The 16,069-nt window shown below is 49.8% G+C and carries 16 protein-coding genes; 10 read left to right on the plus strand and 6 right to left on the minus strand.

Annotation, left to right across the window (positions count from 1 at the left end; all coding sequences use genetic code 11):
* Positions 1-3 precede the first annotated feature (3 nt).
* Together BZG82_RS16170 and bolA are read right to left on the minus strand one after the other, a co-directional pair.
* On the minus strand, positions 4-1,344 hold the full coding sequence (locus BZG82_RS16170) for a Na(+)-translocating NADH-quinone reductase subunit A (protein WP_069587443.1): 1,341 nt from the start codon (positions 1,342-1,344) through the stop codon (positions 4-6).
* Positions 1,345-1,754: 410 nt separating this feature from the next.
* Complete coding sequence (bolA, locus tag BZG82_RS06015) at positions 1,755-2,063, minus strand: transcriptional regulator BolA (protein WP_077479418.1); 309 nt, start codon at positions 2,061-2,063, stop codon at positions 1,755-1,757.
* A 193-nt stretch (positions 2,064-2,256) separates the two neighbouring features.
* Between bolA and BZG82_RS06020 the strand changes: the two genes are divergently transcribed.
* From BZG82_RS06020 to BZG82_RS06050, 7 genes are all read left to right on the plus strand, one after another.
* Positions 2,257-3,384: a methyltransferase gene (locus BZG82_RS06020; RefSeq protein WP_241837350.1), complete on the plus strand. Its 1,128-nt coding sequence runs from the start codon at positions 2,257-2,259 to the stop codon at positions 3,382-3,384.
* A gap of 19 nt (positions 3,385-3,403) precedes the next feature.
* Positions 3,404-3,973, plus strand: a complete 570-nt coding sequence (locus BZG82_RS06025) for a YajG family lipoprotein (protein WP_069587446.1) — start codon at positions 3,404-3,406, stop codon at positions 3,971-3,973.
* A 2-nt stretch (positions 3,974-3,975) separates the two neighbouring features.
* Positions 3,976-4,536 (plus strand): peptidylprolyl isomerase, encoded by a 561-nt coding sequence (locus BZG82_RS06030; RefSeq protein ID WP_077765398.1) that lies wholly within the window; start codon positions 3,976-3,978, stop codon positions 4,534-4,536.
* 21 nt (positions 4,537-4,557) lie between these two features.
* Positions 4,558-5,949 (plus strand): AmpG family muropeptide MFS transporter, encoded by a 1,392-nt coding sequence (locus BZG82_RS06035; RefSeq protein ID WP_077479421.1) that lies wholly within the window; start codon positions 4,558-4,560, stop codon positions 5,947-5,949.
* Positions 5,950-6,164: 215 nt separating this feature from the next.
* Complete coding sequence (locus BZG82_RS06040; protein ID WP_077661862.1) at positions 6,165-6,980, plus strand: nucleoside-specific channel-forming Tsx family protein; 816 nt, start codon at positions 6,165-6,167, stop codon at positions 6,978-6,980.
* Positions 6,981-7,089: 109 nt separating this feature from the next.
* Positions 7,090-7,977: a 2-dehydropantoate 2-reductase gene (locus BZG82_RS06045; RefSeq protein ID WP_077765399.1), complete on the plus strand. Its 888-nt coding sequence runs from the start codon at positions 7,090-7,092 to the stop codon at positions 7,975-7,977.
* A 2-nt stretch (positions 7,978-7,979) separates the two neighbouring features.
* Entirely contained in the window at positions 7,980-8,582 is a 603-nt protein-coding gene (locus tag BZG82_RS06050; protein WP_077479424.1) for a DJ-1 family glyoxalase III, read from the plus strand.
* A 56-nt stretch (positions 8,583-8,638) separates the two neighbouring features.
* On the opposite strand, the gene thiI is transcribed toward BZG82_RS06050, so the two are convergent.
* From thiI to pomA, 3 genes are all read right to left on the minus strand, one after another.
* Positions 8,639-10,087, minus strand: coding sequence for a tRNA uracil 4-sulfurtransferase ThiI (gene thiI, locus BZG82_RS06055; protein ID WP_077765400.1), 1,449 nt, complete (start codon positions 10,085-10,087; stop codon positions 8,639-8,641).
* A gap of 157 nt (positions 10,088-10,244) precedes the next feature.
* Entirely contained in the window at positions 10,245-11,180 is a 936-nt protein-coding gene (locus BZG82_RS06060) for a flagellar motor protein MotB (protein ID WP_077765401.1), read from the minus strand.
* A gap of 43 nt (positions 11,181-11,223) precedes the next feature.
* Positions 11,224-11,985 carry a flagellar motor protein PomA gene (pomA, locus tag BZG82_RS06065; protein WP_077479427.1) on the minus strand — a complete coding sequence of 254 codons (762 nt, stop codon included), beginning with the start codon at positions 11,983-11,985 and terminating at the stop codon, positions 11,224-11,226.
* A 222-nt stretch (positions 11,986-12,207) separates the two neighbouring features.
* On the opposite strand from pomA, the gene xseB reads away from it, so the two are divergent.
* From xseB to dxs, 3 genes are read left to right on the plus strand one after another with little or no spacing between them, the layout of a single operon-like run.
* Positions 12,208-12,453: an exodeoxyribonuclease VII small subunit gene (xseB, locus tag BZG82_RS06070; protein WP_069587455.1), complete on the plus strand. Its 246-nt coding sequence runs from the start codon at positions 12,208-12,210 to the stop codon at positions 12,451-12,453.
* Positions 12,446-13,345: a (2E,6E)-farnesyl diphosphate synthase gene (gene ispA, locus BZG82_RS06075; protein WP_077765402.1), complete on the plus strand. Its 900-nt coding sequence runs from the start codon at positions 12,446-12,448 to the stop codon at positions 13,343-13,345. The genes xseB and ispA overlap by 8 nt, the downstream gene beginning before the upstream one ends.
* Positions 13,346-13,372: 27 nt before the next feature.
* The gene (gene dxs, locus BZG82_RS06080; protein ID WP_077765403.1) at positions 13,373-15,253 is read left to right on the plus strand and encodes a 1-deoxy-D-xylulose-5-phosphate synthase; all 1,881 of its coding nucleotides are present in this window, start codon (positions 13,373-13,375) and stop codon (positions 15,251-15,253) included.
* Between the two features lie 85 nt (positions 15,254-15,338).
* On the opposite strand, the gene upp is transcribed toward dxs, so the two are convergent.
* A complete protein-coding gene (gene upp, locus BZG82_RS06085; RefSeq protein ID WP_069587458.1) occupies positions 15,339-15,965 on the minus strand; it encodes a uracil phosphoribosyltransferase in 627 nt (208 codons plus the stop codon).
* Between the last annotated feature and the right edge of the window lie 104 nt (positions 15,966-16,069).

Raw genomic sequence — 16,069 nt, forward strand, 5'->3', positions numbered from 1 at the left:
CTGTTACCCTTCCTTCTCAATTTTTTCCAGGCTCTCGCGGAGCATTGGGCCAAATTCGTACTTGCCAGGGCAGACAAATGTACAAAGTGCCAAATCCTCAGGATCTAACTCCAGCGCGCCTAACTGTTGCATACTATCTGTATCACCGGCACAGATATCACGCAGCAGCATAGTCGGCTCGATATCCAGCGGCATTACTCGCTCATAGTTACCGATTGGCACCATGGAACGATCACTACCGTTGGTCGAGGTGGTCATATTGAAAAGTTGGCCTTTAAACAGGTGGCCAAGGTACGCACGGGTCACAGAGAAGCGGTTTTTGCCGGGAGATAACCAACCGAACAGCTCTTTCTCATTACCTTCGCGTAATACAGACACTTGCAGGTGGAAACGGCCAAGATACGCATGAGGACCAGTCGCTTTGGTGCCCGAGAGTACAGAGCCTGAGATAATGCGGCTCTCGCCGGCCATCAACTCACCGTCCGTCAGCTCATCGAGGTTAGCGCCCAGTTGAGTACGTACCAAGCGTGGCTTATTGACCATAGGGCCTGCTAAGGCAACCACGCGATCGGTGTTAAGTTCACCGGTCAGGAATAAATGACCAAACGCAATGACGTCTTGATAGTTCAGGTGCCATACCATTTTTTCCATACTTGCTGAGCGCAAGTGGTGGATATGGGTGCCGACAAGACCAGCTGGGTGAGGACCAGCAAAGACATGCTGCTCAACGTTTGATTGCTTGCTAGTCGGTAACTCTACGTCTGCTTTACAAACGAATACCGTTTTTTCGGTAAGGCGAGAAACCACATCTAGGCCCGCAACGAAAGCCTCTTTTTGCTCATCAATGATCACTTTCGGGTCCGCGGCAAGCGGATTGGTGTCCATGGCATTGACAAAGATAGCTTCCGGTACGGCATCAACCGCAGGCGACTTGCTAAAAGGACGAGTACGAAGCGCTGTCCACATGCCAGACTCGACCAGTTGGTCAACAATGGCTTGGCGATCTAGCGATGCCAACTGTGAGGCTTCATATTTATTAAACGTGACTTGCTCGTTTCCATCGACTTCAATGACGACAGACTGAAGAACACGCTTGGCACCGCGGTTAACTTCAACCACTTTACCAGCTGCTGGTGCAGTAAATTTCACGCCCGGATTCTTTTTATCTTCAAAAAGAATCTGACCTTTTTTCACTACATCACCCACACGCGCGTGCATGGTGGGGCGCATTCCAACGTACTCTTCGCCAAGCAAGGCGACTTTCTTGACGGCTGGGCCGTCATTTATCACCTGAGTAGGAGTCCCGGCAATAGGGATATCCAAACCCTTTTTTATTGTAATCATACGCACTTGCACTACATTAACGGGAAAAAGAATTCTGTTATTGCGCAGTTAAAGACACGACTTTCGACTGTTTGGCGGCCATGACGGCCCACCGTCGCAACATCCTGCTAACCAAATCGTTACACAAAGGTAGCCTAGGTTAGTCTTTAAGCGCCGTATTCTATCACTAACCCCAGCGTTGATTCTATGGGTATTGTCACTGGAGCGTGGCAATTATCCATACCTGTACAAACAATACTCGCTGTAAGGTCACAGTTTCACTGCTGTTTTTTTGTTCACCTTAGCAGGCAACGTGAATGCTCGCCTGTGCTAATGAAACAAAAACCCCGCGCAGTTACCGCCCACCAATTCGCTCATATTTGTGTAAGAAYTTGTTGCCACAACGTGAAAACTCACCATCAGCGCTGTCGCTATTTTCCCCCTCCACGACAAGCGGGTGAGTCAGGTGCTTGCGCTTGTGACGCCCACTCTTGCGGCGTATAAGTGTGGATCGCCAACGCATGAATATGATGAGCCAATTCATCCGATAGGGTCGTATTCACAGCTCGGTGACGTTGAATTAAACGTTGACCGTCAAATGCCTCTGATACCACCACGACTTTGAAATGGCTCTCTGACCCTTCTGGCACGTTATGCATAAAGCTTTCATTACGCACATCCAGAAAGCTAGGCGAAAAGGCCTGCTCGAGCTTCTCGGTGATCTGTGTTTGTATTTTCATTTTGCTTCCCACATTTTACACGGGGAGCACGGGTGCTCTCAGTGTAGATGCTATTGATGATTTTGCGACTTTCGCGGTGGCGTGAGCTTTCAACACCAGAGATGACGCCACGTTTTAAATTGCAGTCTCTGGCTGAGTACGACAATATACCTACTTTATCTAGCGCGACGCAAAAACTCCGATGAAGACTGAAATGACGACGCCTGCGGGCCAGCCATTAATACTCCACCGTTACCCCCGACGTAAAAACGAAACGCTGCAAGCGTTCGATGCAGCCGACGAATACTTGATTGAGCACGTGGATGAGTTGTCATTACCGGCCGGTGCGCGTGTGTTGATCATCAATGATCACTTTGGCGCGCTAAGCTGCTGGGCGTCACAACAAGGCTATGACACGATTCAAGTCAGTGATTCTGTGGTGGCACAACAAGCAACTGTCCAGAATTTAGCCGCCAACGCTCTGCCTAGCGTCGTCCAATTAACCAGCTTAGAGCCGCTGCCAGAGCGCGTCGATGTGGTGCTATTACGGATCCCGAAAAGCACACGCATGTTGTCATGGCAATTACAACAACTTGCCGCAATCACCGATTCGTCCATTCCCGTCATCGCTGCGGCGAAGACCAAAGAGATTCACACCTCAACGTTAAACCAGTTTGAGCACCAGCTCGGCAACACAGTGACCTCACTGGCGAAGAAAAAAGCACGCTTAGTATTTTGCACGCCGCGTGACGACAAACCCGAGTTAATCGACCAGCTACATACGTTCGATGTGCCTGATTACGCCATGACACTGGCGAATTTCCCCAATGTATTCTCTGCGCAAAAACTGGATATTGCGGCGTATTTGATGTTACCGCACATTCCGAGTGAACCCGGATTAAAAAGGATTGTCGATCTAGGGTGTGGTAATGGTGTGCTTGCCTTGCAAGCGGCTCGAAACAATCCAAATGCCTTTATCCATGCCGTTGACGAGAGCCATATGGCTGTCGCATCGGCGCAACGTAACCTTTTAGCGCATCACATTGCGCCTACTCGCTTTCAGTGTGAAGCGCGGGATTGTTTGAGCGAGTTTGCACACCATGATGTGGACTTGGTGATGTGCAATCCACCATTCCATCAACAACAAGCCATTACCGATCATATTGCTTGGCAAATGTTTTGTGACGCAAAACGTGTTCTGACCAATCATGGCCGCCTTTTAGTCATCGGAAACCGACATCTCGGCTATCATGCTAAGTTAAAACGCCTTTTTGGTAATGTCTCCGTCATTGCGTCGAATAAAAAATTCGTTATTCTTCAAGCAGTACACGCCCAACATTAAGTAAAGGATGCTGAACACAATGAAAAAACTGCTCGTTGCCGCTGCCGTGCTTATCCTAGCAGGCTGTTCATCGCCGCGTGATCCGCAACTAACTATCGCGCCCAAACCCGCCACCTCAAACCAACAGCAAGTGAATAACTTGCCCGTGGTCGTCAAAAGCCGTGATCTGCGTACCGCCCAGTTTGTAGCTGTCATTGACAGTGGTCGCTCTAACGTGAAGCCACTGCATGCTAGCCAGAATCTGCGCGTTGTCTTAGAAGATACCCTTTCTCGCCAACTTTCTTCGCAAGGCTTCCGTGTAGTGGCGAATGGCCCGGGAACACTGCGCCTCGATATTCTTGATGCCCTCGTGCGTGTAAAACACACAGTGTTTAAGCACAATATGGAAGCATCGGTCCAGCTTCAGCTGGTCGCTGAATCTCCTGATGGTCGCTTCGTGAAGCGTTACACTGGCAAATCAACCCAAGAAGGGATCAGCAGCGCATCGCCTGATGATATCGAAATGGCCCTAAACAACTTGCTTGAGGCGGTGCTGCAAGATATTGCCAACGACGAACAGTTGCTTAAGCACATGAAAGAGCACTTTTAATCATGCGTACCTTCTGCATGATGTGCATGCTTGCGTTGGCTGCATTGCCAGCGCAGGCGGAAGTGTTGGTAAAGGTGGATACAACGCTCGGCGCATTTACGCTCAGTCTTGATGAGCAAAAAGCGCCCAAAACCGTGGCTAATTTTCTCCGTTATGTTGATGATGGCAGCTATGTAGGCTCTATATTTCATCGCGTGATCCCGGGGTTCGTAGTACAAGGTGGCGGGTTTGATAAAGACCTCGAACGCCTGCCGGTATATGACACGGTTGATAACGAATCCACCAATGGCTTAAGTAACCGGCGCGCCACAATTGCGATGGCCAGAACCAATGACCCCGATTCGGCCACGCGTCAATTTTACATTAATATCAATGATAACGGCTTTCTAGACGCCACGCCCAACAAGCTTGGCTATACCGTTTTTGGTCGAGTAGTTGAAGGCTTTGTCACGGTGCAAAACATTTCATCTCAATCAACCGTGACGATCCCAAGCAAGCGGATGCAAGACGTACCACAACAACCCATTGTGATAAATAGCATCTCTCGAATRTCTTCTCAGTAGCTGACAGGCAGGCTTGCGATCATGTTATCTAATCTTAAAGGGGCGCTTGCGCCCTATGCCGACCGCCGACTCCTTTACGTGTTCTTGATGGGCTGTTGTAGCGGCTTTCCTTGGGTGTTAATCGGCTCCAACTTAAACGGCTGGCTCGCGGATGAAGGGCTCTCTCGCACCGCGATTGGTCTATTCGGCTCGGTGTTTGTGCTGTATGCGGTGAACTTTCTCTGGGCGCCTTTGATCGATAGACTCAAAGTGCCCATGCTTAATGAGCGCTTCGGACAGCGCCGCAGTTGGATATTGCTCACCCAAGCGCTGATTCTGATCGCAACCTTAGCCTTATCTCAACTTAATTTACACGGCTTGACGGCCATCGATCCTTGGGTGACTACTGTGGTGCTTTCATCGCTGATTTTTGCGATTGCACTCGCCTCTGCCACCCAAGATGTCGCCATTGATGCCTTTCGCATTGATAATTTTGCTGAGCATGAAACCGATAAATTCCCACTTGCTTCAGCCATGTCGGTCATAGGATGGTGGACGGGATATTCCGTGCCCGGTTACATCGGTTTTATCAACGCTGACGCCATCGGTTGGAATCAAGTGTATGTGATTATGGCAGGTTTCGTAGGCTTAATGTTACTGGCAACCTTGTACGTAAAGGAGCCTGCCAGTGACCGCGACCAACGCCAAGATGCCGCGACCCGTTACTATCTAGGGAAAGGGTACAGCAGTGCACGCACTTGGTTAGCAGTGACTGTGTTTGAACCTTTTGCCGAGTTTTTCCGCCGCAACGGTGTAAAAGTTGCGTTAGCCATTCTGTTGTTTGTTTTTCTCTTTAAGATTGGCGAGGCCTTTTTGGGCCGCATGTCGATTGTCTTTTACAAAGATGTTGGCTTCAGCAATGAGCAAATTGGCTACTATTCCAAACTCATTGGTTGGGGGCTGACGGTGGTGTACACCTTAATCGGTAGCTATATTAACTTGCGCTTTGGGGTGATCAAAGGCTTGTTTATTGGCGGTGTAGCTATGGCCTCCAGTAATTTGATGTTTGCTTGGCTTGCCGTGGTGGGGCCAGACGAGCACCTGCTGCTAGGCGCGATACTGGTGGATAATTTTACCTCGGCTTTCGCCACCATTGCCTTTGTCTCTTTCTTGACCTTCTTAACTGGGCGAGCTTTTTCCGCCACTCAATACGCACTGCTTGCATCGTTGGGTAACCTTGGCCGCACCTCTCTTGCATCGTTCAGCGGTATGATGGTGGACTGGCTAGACAGCTGGTCAACATTTTTCGTAATAACCTCATTAATGGTGATCCCAGGTCTAGTCATGCTGATCTATATTGGTAGACATTTTAGAAAACAATCATCGCATCATGACGCCTCTTCTGGACAATGCCTAAAAACCCGGCAGGACTAGCTTTCAACCATCACAGCGGAGTGCAAAAAATTGCGCTCTGCACCCCATTAATTTGTAATTAAGATCACACAAAAATGACATGTAATCGGATACATCCCATCTTCAGTCACATCTATAATTCTTGTCTACATTTGTTACATTCTATGCAGTGAACTTAATCAATATACTGCCTCCATTGAATTCAACGGTTACACACTTAAGCAGAGGCAGTCACCATGAAAAAGTCCCTACTCGCACTTGCCGTCATGGCAGCTAGCGCGGCACCTATCGCCAACGCAGCTGATTACTCAGACGATATCTATAAAAACGATCATAAATGGCTTCAGTTTAACGCCATGTATGCCATCAACGAGAAACCTCAGTTCGGTACTGACACCGATAAGGATCATAATTACCTCGAGATGGAATTTGGCGGCCGTAAAGGCGTGGTTGATCTCTATGGCTATGTGGACATCTTCGATCTTGCCGAAAGCGATAGCGACAACAACAATAAAAAAGGCGCGCCTAAAGCCTTTATGAAGCTAGCACCACGCTTCTCAATTGACGGCATCACCGGGAAAGACTTGTCGTTTGGCCCTGTACAAGAAGTATACTTCTCGACTTTGTTTAACTGGGGTGGTGGCGATAGTGACACTAACAACTCGTTCTGGGGTGTCGGTGCCGATGTTGAACTGCCTTGGTTTGGCAAAGTAGGCATGAACCTTTACGGTTTGTATGACATCAACAAAAAAGACTGGAACGGTTACCAATTCTCGACCAACTGGTTTAAGCCTTTCCACTTTTTCGACAACGGTAGCTTCCTGTCATACCAAGGCTATATCGATTACCAGTTCGGTGCCGATGACACTTTCAAAGGCAACAGCCAAGCGACCCACGGCGGCGCGATGTTTAACGGCCTATATTGGCACTCAGACAACTATGCCCTCGGTTATGGCCTAAAAGCCTATAACGATGTCTACTTGATTGAAGATGGTGGCACAACGGAAAGCTCAGGTATTTCCCACTACCTAAGCGCTACCTACAAATTCTAAGTGACTGCGCCGGCCTCTCGGTCGGCGCTTTTTTCCTCCCCCAACTTGTTTCTCTATCTTGATCCTACCTCGTGATAAACTATGCACTTTTAACCGCCCTGAGCTTGTCATGAACATAACTTTTATCGGTGCAGGCGCAATTGGTACTTTGTGGGCAACCCAATTAGTGCAAGCCGGTCATCGCGTGCAGGTGATCACCCGTGCAGGCACAGAAGTGTGCCGGCAATTGGTACTCGACAGCCATACCGTGACGGTCCCCGCTAACCAGCCACAAGCCATTACCGATTGCGATCTATTAATGGTGTGTACCAAGGCTTACGACGTCATGCATGCCTTACAACCTCTCATCGAGCAGCTTCATCCCGATACAATTATCGTCTTAATGCATAATGGGATGGGACCGCATGCGCAAATCAACACGCTAGTGAGTCCGTCGCAACCTTTATTGCTCGCCACCACCTCACACGGCGTCTTTAGCCCATCTCATGGGAGCTATCAGCATACCGGCCACGGAGAGACTTACATCGGCGCGGCGAATCAGGCAGGTCAGCAGTGTGCCTTTGTCGCCGAAGTGTTAGATCATGCCTTATCGCCAGTGCACTGGCACGAAGCGATTATCCATCAGCTATGGCATAAGCTGGCGGTTAATTGTGTGATCAATCCACTCACCGCGATTCATCAAGTGAATAACGGAGCATTGTTATCTGCCGACTACCAAGACACCATCCAGTTACTTTGCCAAGAACTTGCCCGTGTAATGCAGGCTGACGGAATCGCTACCCATGCCGAACAGCTAAAAACACAAGCACTGACAGTGGCACGCGCCACCGCAAATAACTACTCATCAATGAATCGCGACTGCTATCATGGCAGAAAGACAGAGCTTGAACAGATCACAGGCTATTTACTGGCTCGAGCGGCACATCATCAGATTAAGGTGCCTACTCATCAGGCGCTGTATGATGCCGTAAAGCAACGTGAGGTACAAAAAGGATAATCATGAAACCGATTAACGTCTTAGTATGCGTGGCGCCCGGCAGCGAGGAAATGGAAACCGTCACCGCCATTGATGTGATGAAGCGGGCTGGTTTTTGTGTCACCGTTGCCAGCGCCGACCCTGAAGGTTCACTCACTTTGACCTGTTCTCGTGGCGTACAATTAGTGTGCGATGCACCTTTGGCGAGTGTGGCCGACCAGCCGTTTGATTGCGTCATTTTACCCGGGGGCATTGACGGGGCGCAGTGTTTAGGCGATAGCGCGATCGTGACAGAAATTATCAAACAACAGCAAAGTGACCATGCATGGGTCGCGGCTATCTGCGCGGCTCCCGCGCTTGTCTTGCAGCGCCACCAGCTTTACCCCACCTCTCATATCAGTTGCCACCCCAGTGTCAGCGATCAGATCCCAGAGCAATGGCGCAGTCGTCGCCGTGTGATGACTGATTATGATCACAAGTTGATCACCAGCCAAGGCCCGGGCTCTGCGCTCGAATTTGCCATTGAGATTGTTCACGTCTTGGCAGGGAAAGCTCTGGCTTGGCAGGTTGCCGAACCTATGGTCCCCCTTCCAAACTTGCAGTACGAGAAAAAATTCGCCGAATAAAAAACAGGCAGCGAGGCTGCCTGTTTTTCTTTGCTTAAATCGAGCTTTTTTCGCGATTAGCCGCGATAGACTTTGACATTTTCAAAGCCCATATCTTTTAGATACAGCGCTTGAAGGCGGCTCATCACACCACGCTCACAGTACAGCAAGTAGGTTTTGCTTTGGTCTAGGTCGCCAAAGCGGGTCGCTAATTTAAAGAAAGGAATATGAACAACGTCAGTGCCGTCGATGTTCAGTGGCTTTTCCTCTTCGTCATCACTGCTGCGAATATCAATGACAATCGCGCCTTGCTCGGCCTCGTTAACCAGTTCAACCTCGGGGGCCTTTTCCTGACTGAGTTTCTCGATATCGCGAATATCCATCACCGAGGCATTGTTAACCACTTGCTCCAGTAACGCGAAGTCAAATTTCGCTTCCTCGGCCTCAAGTTTGGCTTTCTCGGCTTTAATCGTCGGGCTTTTTGAAATCACACCACAGAATTCAGGCATGGTTTTAGCGAAGTCTTCAGTGCCGATTTTACGGGCTGTCTGGATTATGTCTTCTTTATCCCAGTTGATCAGCGGACGCAAGATTAACGTGTCCGTCACGTTATCAATCATACGTAAATTGGTCAGGGTTTGGCTCGATACTTGTCCCAATGCTTCGCCGGTGACCAGAGCTTGAATACCGAAACGCTCGGCAACCATGCTCGCCGCACGCATAAACATCCGCTTTAGCACGACTCCCATCTGACCATCATCGATGTTTTCGAGGATACTGGCGACAACCGGCTCAAAGTCGATAGAAATAAATTTCACTTTCGCCGACGAGCCAAACTTGTTCCACAAGAAGTGCGATACCTGCTGCACACCCGTTTCATGGGTTTTGCCGCCTAAGTTGAAGAAGCAATAATGAACCTTGCTACCGCGCTTAATATGCAGGTAGCTAGACACCCCTGAGTCGAATCCTCCGGAGATCAGGCTCAGCACATCTTCTTGCGTGCCGAGAGGGAAGCCACCCAAGCCGGTGTGACGGTGCTTCACCAAGTTCAGCTTATCGTGGTCCACTTCCATCATTACGGTGACATCAGGCTTTTTCAGCTGTACGCTGGCGCTCGGAACGGCTTGGTTTAATCCTCCCCCCACGTAGCGTTCCACATCAATCGAGGTAAAGTCATGCTTTCCGCGGCGTTTAGCGCGCACACAAAAGGTTTTGCCTTCGATTTGATGACGAACGCCCGCAAGGGTGAGCTCATAGATATGGTGTAAATCGTTAAATAATGTTTGCTCAACCTCAAGCACCGTCTGCACGCCAGGTGTGTTGGTTAACACATCCAGTACAAGCTGACGCTCGTTTGGTTGTTTTAACGTCACCTCAATGTGATCCCTACGGTTATATACTGCCGTATTATCTGTCCGACGCTTTAAAATATTACGAATATTGCATTCGAGGATTTTAGTAAAACGCTTTCTGACAGACTCACTTTTGACGATCACCTCAGGGTGAATTTTAACGATAAACTTCATAACCGGTTCGATACAGCTGGAAACAAGGTCGCGGATTATACAATAACCACGCCCTAGCTGAAACCGGGCATTGTTGTGTCTGAGCGAAAGTGAAAAATCTGACCATAATAAACGTTTTTAATCAGTCCATTACGGTCAGAATCCAGCTGAATCTGGCTTATGGGGTAGGTGCAGCCGCGTTGTCGGCCGATATTTCATCCGAAAAACTGGGTTTTCCTTGGATCACAGCAATTTCCACACGACGATTGGCCGCACGGTTATCTGGCGAGTTATTCGGCGCTCGCGGCTGAGTATCCGCCAGCCCTTCCACTTTCATACGCAAGTGGTTGAAGCCGGGCACCTCTTCCATTTCTTGTGCCACCGATACCGCACGCTGCGCGGATAAATCCCAGTTGGAGCGGTATAGCTCCGATTCCAAAGGTGTGCTGTCCGTGTGGCCTGACACTTTGATTTCACCGGGCACATCTTTCACCAGTTCCGCAATTTGACGTACCATGGGGCGGAATTTGGGTTGCAAAAAGGCTGAGTTCTGCGGAAACGCGCCTTTCTCACGAATACGGATCACCAGTTGTTGACCCAAGTTTTCAACTTCAACAGCCCCTTCTTCGATTTCACGTTCTAGCGCCTGCACAATCATTTTTTGCAACTGTTCCATTTGCTGCTGACTTTGTTGCTGCTCCAGTTGAGAAGCAACCTGTGCACTGGTGCCTCCCTCCATATCCGACGCAGTACGTTGTGAGCCTCCTGAGCGGTCCGACTCCCCTTCTTGGAAATTGAGTGTTCGTTGGGTCATATCGATGGTTTGCTGCATGATCACTTCAATAGGAGTCGGCTCTGGTCGCCCAGGACGGAACTCTTGCGCTATCACACTGGTGCCTTTGGGAATGTCTTTGACTTCCAAAACATTTTGTACCCCGAAGGCAAACTTCATCGACCCTGCTATCTGCTTAAACTTCAAAACGTCCATCTCAGAAAAGGACAGCAAAAGTACGAAAAAGCACATCAGCAGTGACATCAGATCAGCGAACGTCCCCATCCACGGCGGCAAGCCGGGCGGTGGACATTTGCAGTCCTCTTCTTCTTGTTGTGCCATCTAGACTCCTTACCCACGGATCACTGGCGTGAGCGGCCAATGCTTAATTATCAACATCCACTTCACGTTTGCTCTCGTTGAGGTAGTTTTTCAAAAATCCGTCGATAACACGTGGGTTTTGCCCATCCTGAATGGCCAATAAGCCATCCATAATTAAGCGCCGATTCAGTTTTTCTTGCCCTTTACGCAACGCGAGCTTGTTAGCGATAGGTGTTGCGACCATGTTGGCGAGCATGGCGCCGTACATAGTGGTCAACAAGGCCACGGCCATCGCAGGACCTATGGCTTTCGGGTCATCCATATTAGAGAGCATCGCCACCAGACCAATCAAGGTCCCGATCATCCCCATTGCCGGCGCAACATCGGCTAACGCCGCGTAAAAACTGATCCCGTGGTCGTGCCGCTCTTCGGTTAGGTTGATGTCTTTTTGCAACGTGGCCCGCACCACATCCGCATCATGCCCATCCACCAGCAAATCAACCCCTTTTTGCATAAACGAGTTACTGACTTCCATCTCTTCCAACGCCAAAAAGCCGCCTTTACGGGCGGCATCTGCCATTTCAATAATCTTTGCAATCAAGTCTTCCGGGTCATCCGACTTAAACATGAACGCCTTGCCTGCAATCTTAAAGCAAGCAAAGAACTGCCCCATGGTGTATTTGGTCAACACCACGAAAAGACTGCCCCCGATAACAATCAGTACGGACGGCACGTCGAAATACATGTTCATGGTGCCGCCCAACAGCATGGCCATAATGACGAATGCGAACGAGCCTATAATGCCGATGAGCGTCGCTATATCCACGTCAGTCTCCCTTAGATTACATCGGTTCGTTATTATTTGTTTTTGTTGTCTTTGGTTGTATCGGCAACCAATCCTATAGGTTTAGCGCAAATCCGCAAATACCAACAAGCAGAATGCGTGATTTGCAAAGCGGCGTTTGGGACACAAAAATCGTCTGATGAATTTGACCCCCTGTCAGCACTGGGTTAACGTCTGCCCCTCCTTCTCTAATTTTATTGCATCATGGCTGTGAAGAAACCAGAAAATATGACCTTTGAGGACACCCTCAAAGAGTTGGATGCGATCGTCGGTGCTTTAGAGACTGGCGATCTCGCCCTTGATACGGCAATGAAGCGCTTTGAGCGCGGTATTGCGCTTGCGCGCCAAGGACAAAAAACCTTAGCAGATGCCGAACAGCGCGTTGAGATTCTGCTTTCTCAAGATGATGACGCGCCACTGACTGAATTTTCGCACGACGACAATGACTAATTCCGTTGTACAGCTCGCGCTGCGGGAGACTCAACACCGCAGCAACCAACAGCTATCGCGTTGGCTAGACACACTCTCTCACCAAGATTTACCGCTTATTAAAGCAATGCGCCACGGCTTACTGCTCGGTGGCAAACGCGTTCGTCCTTTCTTGACCTATGCTACCGGACAATTGTTTGGCGTGCCTATCACTGACTTGGACACGCCTGCTGTGGCGGTAGAGTGCATTCACGCGTACTCTCTGATCCACGATGATTTGCCCGCCATGGATGATGATAGTCTGCGACGAGGTCAACCTACCTGCCATATCGAGTTTGATGAAGCGACCGCCATTCTCGCCGGGGATGCCTTGCAAACTTTGGCGTTTACGGTGTTATCCGAAGGGTCACTCAATCCAAACGCTGAGTCTTACCGTATCGACATGATCAGAACGCTTGCAAACGCCAGTGGCGCCAGTGGAATGTGTCTGGGTCAAGCGCTCGATCTCGCTGCTGAGGGCCAACACGTCGGGTTAGAGGGGTTAAAACAAATCCACCGTAACAAAACGGGGGCATTAATTCGAGGCGCGGTAAGACTGGGGGCTTATGCCGCCGGCGAGAAAGGGGTAATACACCTTGACGAGCTAGATACCTTTGCCAACGCCATTGGCCTCGCGTTTCAAGTGCAAGATGACATTTTAGATATCACAAGCGATACCCAAACATTGGGGAAACCGCAGGGATCGGACGTGAGCGCGGATAAAAGCACCTACCCTGCGCTACTCGGTTTACAGGGCGCGCAAGAAAAAGCACAGCAACTTTACCAAGAAGCACTACACGCGCTGCATGCGATCCCCTACAATACCGAACAACTGGAAGTTTTTGCCCGATATATCATCGAGCGCAACAACTAGCATTACCAATAAAAGCGCCGAACCACTATGACACTGGATATATCAAAGTACCCTACACTCGCGTTGGCTGATACGCCGGAAGAGTTACGCACCATTCCGCGTGATCACCTTCCTGAACTGTGTGATGAGCTGCGTACCTACTTACTAAATACGGTCAGCCACTCAAGTGGTCATTTTGCGTCTGGACTTGGCACTGTCGAGCTGACTGTCGCACTCCACTATGTCTATAACACCCCTTTTGATCACCTTGTTTGGGATGTCGGTCACCAAGCCTACCCACATAAAATTTTGACGGGTCGGCGCGAAAAAATGCCGACGATTCGCAAAAAGGGCGGATTGCATCCCTTCCCGTGGCGCGATGAAAGCCCCTACGATGTATTGTCGGTAGGCCACTCCTCCACATCAATTAGCGCCGCATTGGGAATGGCTATTTGTGCCGAAAAAGAAGGGAAAAACCGCAAAGTCGTTAGTGTGATTGGAGACGGAGCCATCACCGCAGGGATGGCATTTGAGGCGATGAACCATGCTGGGGACGTGAAACCCGACATGCTGGTGATCCTCAACGACAACGAAATGTCGATTTCAGAGAATGTTGGTGCCCTCAACAATCATCTGGCGCAGCTTCTTTCTGGTAATTTGTATACCACCATCCGAGAAGGGGGCAAAAAAGTCCTGTCGGGCGCACCACCAATTAAAGAGCTGGTCCGTCGCGCTGAAGAGCACCTCAAGGGGATGGTTGTTCCGGGGACCATGTTTGAGGAGCTCGGCTTTAACTATATCGGCCCAATCGATGGTCATGACGTGGAAGAGCTGGTTAAAACGCTAAAGAACATGCGTAACCTGAAAGGGCCGCAGTTCTTGCACGTGATGACGAAAAAAGGCAAAGGCTACGCGCCTGCGGAGAAAGATCCGATTGGTTATCACGCCGTTCCTAAATTCGATCCAAGCGTACATACCCTACCGAAATCAAAACCGGCCAGCCCGACATTTTCCAATGTTTTTGGTGACTGGTTGTGTGATATGGCCGAGCAAGACGACAAACTGCTCGCCATTACCCCAGCGATGCGCGAAGGCTCTGGTATGGTGCGCTTTTCCAAGGCGCATCCTGACAAATACTTCGATGTTGCGATTGCCGAACAACATGCCGTCACTCTAGCGGCAGGTATGGCGATTGGTGAGTACAACCCTGTGGTGGCTATCTACTCCACCTTCTTACAGCGTGCGTACGATCAGCTGATCCATGATGTCGCCATTATGAACTTGCCGGTATTATTCGCGATCGACCGAGGTGGCATCGTGGGCGCCGACGGCCAAACGCACCAAGGGGCATTTGATTTAAGCTACCTAAGATGCATCCCGAATCTAGTGGTGATGACGCCAAGCGACGAGAACGAATGCCGTCAAATGCTCTATACCGGTCATATTCATCAGGGCCCGGCCGCGGTTCGCTACCCGCGCGGGGGAGGGATGGGCGTTGATATTGAACGCGATATGCATGCACTCCCTATCGGTAAAGGCGTGCAAAAACGCCAAGGCAAGCGCGTTGCGCTACTTAACTTTGGTACTCTGCTGCCCGGCGCCCTCGCGGCAGCAGAAGTGCTTGATGCAACCGTAGTAGATATGCGCTTTGCCAAACCTCTGGATACCGATTTAGTGGCAGAAATGGCGAAAACGCATGATTGCCTCGTCACTATTGAAGAAAACGCCACCGCTGGCGGAGCGGGAACCGGTGTGATTGAAAGCTTGATGACGCAAGGTGTCATCAAGCCGGTATTGCAAATTGGCTTGCCCGATCGCTTTATTCCACAAGGCACTCAACAAGAATTGCATGCTGAGCTGCAATTAGATGGTGAGGGGATCGAAGCGCAAGTACGTGCTTACCTCGATAAAATAGGCCTGTCTTTATAAGACGGAACATTTAGACTAAAAAAGCCCGCGATACTAAGCGGGCTTTTTGATCCGTTATTACGCCATAATCTGGCGATGATGACGATTACTTGGTGCCGAAGATTTTATCGCCGGCATCACCTAGGCCAGGGACGATGTAGCCTTTGTCATTCAGCTTTTCATCGATAGCTGCAGTATAGAGCTCGACATCCGGATGCGCTTTTTTCAAAGCTTCAATACCCTCAGGAGCAGAGACTAACACCAATACTTTGATGTGCTGACAACCTTGCTCTTTGAGCAAATCGATAGTGGCAATCATAGAACCACCCGTTGCCAGCATAGGATCGACCACCAGCGCCATGCGCTCGTCGATATTGCTCGCCAACTTGTGGAAATACGGTACAGGCTCTAGCGTTTCTTCATCACGGTAAATGCCGACCACACTGATACGGGCACTTGGTACATGCTCTAGCACACCGTCCATCATACCGAGCCCTGCACGCAAAATAGGCACCACGGTGACTTTTTTACCTTTGATTTGATCAACGCTGACTGGGCCGTCCCAACCTTCGATGGTCACTTTTTCTGTTTCGAAGTCTGAAGTGGCTTCGTATGTCAGTAGGCTACCCACTTCAGTGGCAAGCTCACGAAATCGCTTAGTGCTAATATCCCGCTCACGCATCAATCCAATTTTATGCTTCACTAACGGGTGCCCGACTTCCACGACCTTCATCTTAGACTCCTTACAAAAAACAAATTCTCGGTAGTATACACGAAAGGGTTTTGCTAGCGTAGATCAAAGGCTTGACATCTCGCTTATTTCCTCACCAAACAGCT

The sequence above is a fragment of the Salinivibrio sp. PR5 genome (genome assembly GCF_001996085.1).
GTDB classification, from domain to species: domain Bacteria; phylum Pseudomonadota; class Gammaproteobacteria; order Enterobacterales; family Vibrionaceae; genus Salinivibrio; species Salinivibrio proteolyticus.

Excerpts from the sequence above, each read along its gene's own strand:
- BZG82_RS16170 (WP_069587443.1), bottom strand. The coding sequence starts at position 1,344 with ATGATTACAATAAAAAAGGGTTTGGATATCCCTATTGCCGGGACTCCT.
- bolA (WP_077479418.1), bottom strand. The coding sequence starts at position 2,063 with ATGAAAATACAAACACAGATCACCGAGAAGCTCGAGCAGGCCTTTTCG.
- BZG82_RS06020 (WP_241837350.1), top strand. The coding sequence starts at position 2,257 with ATGACGACGCCTGCGGGCCAGCCATTAATACTCCACCGTTACCCCCGA.
- BZG82_RS06025 (WP_069587446.1), top strand. The coding sequence starts at position 3,404 with ATGAAAAAACTGCTCGTTGCCGCTGCCGTGCTTATCCTAGCAGGCTGT.
- BZG82_RS06035 (WP_077479421.1), top strand. The coding sequence starts at position 4,558 with ATGTTATCTAATCTTAAAGGGGCGCTTGCGCCCTATGCCGACCGCCGA.
- BZG82_RS06040 (WP_077661862.1), top strand. The coding sequence starts at position 6,165 with ATGAAAAAGTCCCTACTCGCACTTGCCGTCATGGCAGCTAGCGCGGCA.
- BZG82_RS06045 (WP_077765399.1), top strand. The coding sequence starts at position 7,090 with ATGAACATAACTTTTATCGGTGCAGGCGCAATTGGTACTTTGTGGGCA.
- BZG82_RS06050 (WP_077479424.1), top strand. The coding sequence starts at position 7,980 with ATGAAACCGATTAACGTCTTAGTATGCGTGGCGCCCGGCAGCGAGGAA.
- thiI (WP_077765400.1), bottom strand. The coding sequence starts at position 10,087 with ATGAAGTTTATCGTTAAAATTCACCCTGAGGTGATCGTCAAAAGTGAG.
- BZG82_RS06060 (WP_077765401.1), bottom strand. The coding sequence starts at position 11,180 with ATGGCACAACAAGAAGAAGAGGACTGCAAATGTCCACCGCCCGGCTTG.
- xseB (WP_069587455.1), top strand. The coding sequence starts at position 12,208 with ATGGCTGTGAAGAAACCAGAAAATATGACCTTTGAGGACACCCTCAAA.
- ispA (WP_077765402.1), top strand. The coding sequence starts at position 12,446 with ATGACTAATTCCGTTGTACAGCTCGCGCTGCGGGAGACTCAACACCGC.
- dxs (WP_077765403.1), top strand. The coding sequence starts at position 13,373 with ATGACACTGGATATATCAAAGTACCCTACACTCGCGTTGGCTGATACG.
- upp (WP_069587458.1), bottom strand. The coding sequence starts at position 15,965 with ATGAAGGTCGTGGAAGTCGGGCACCCGTTAGTGAAGCATAAAATTGGA.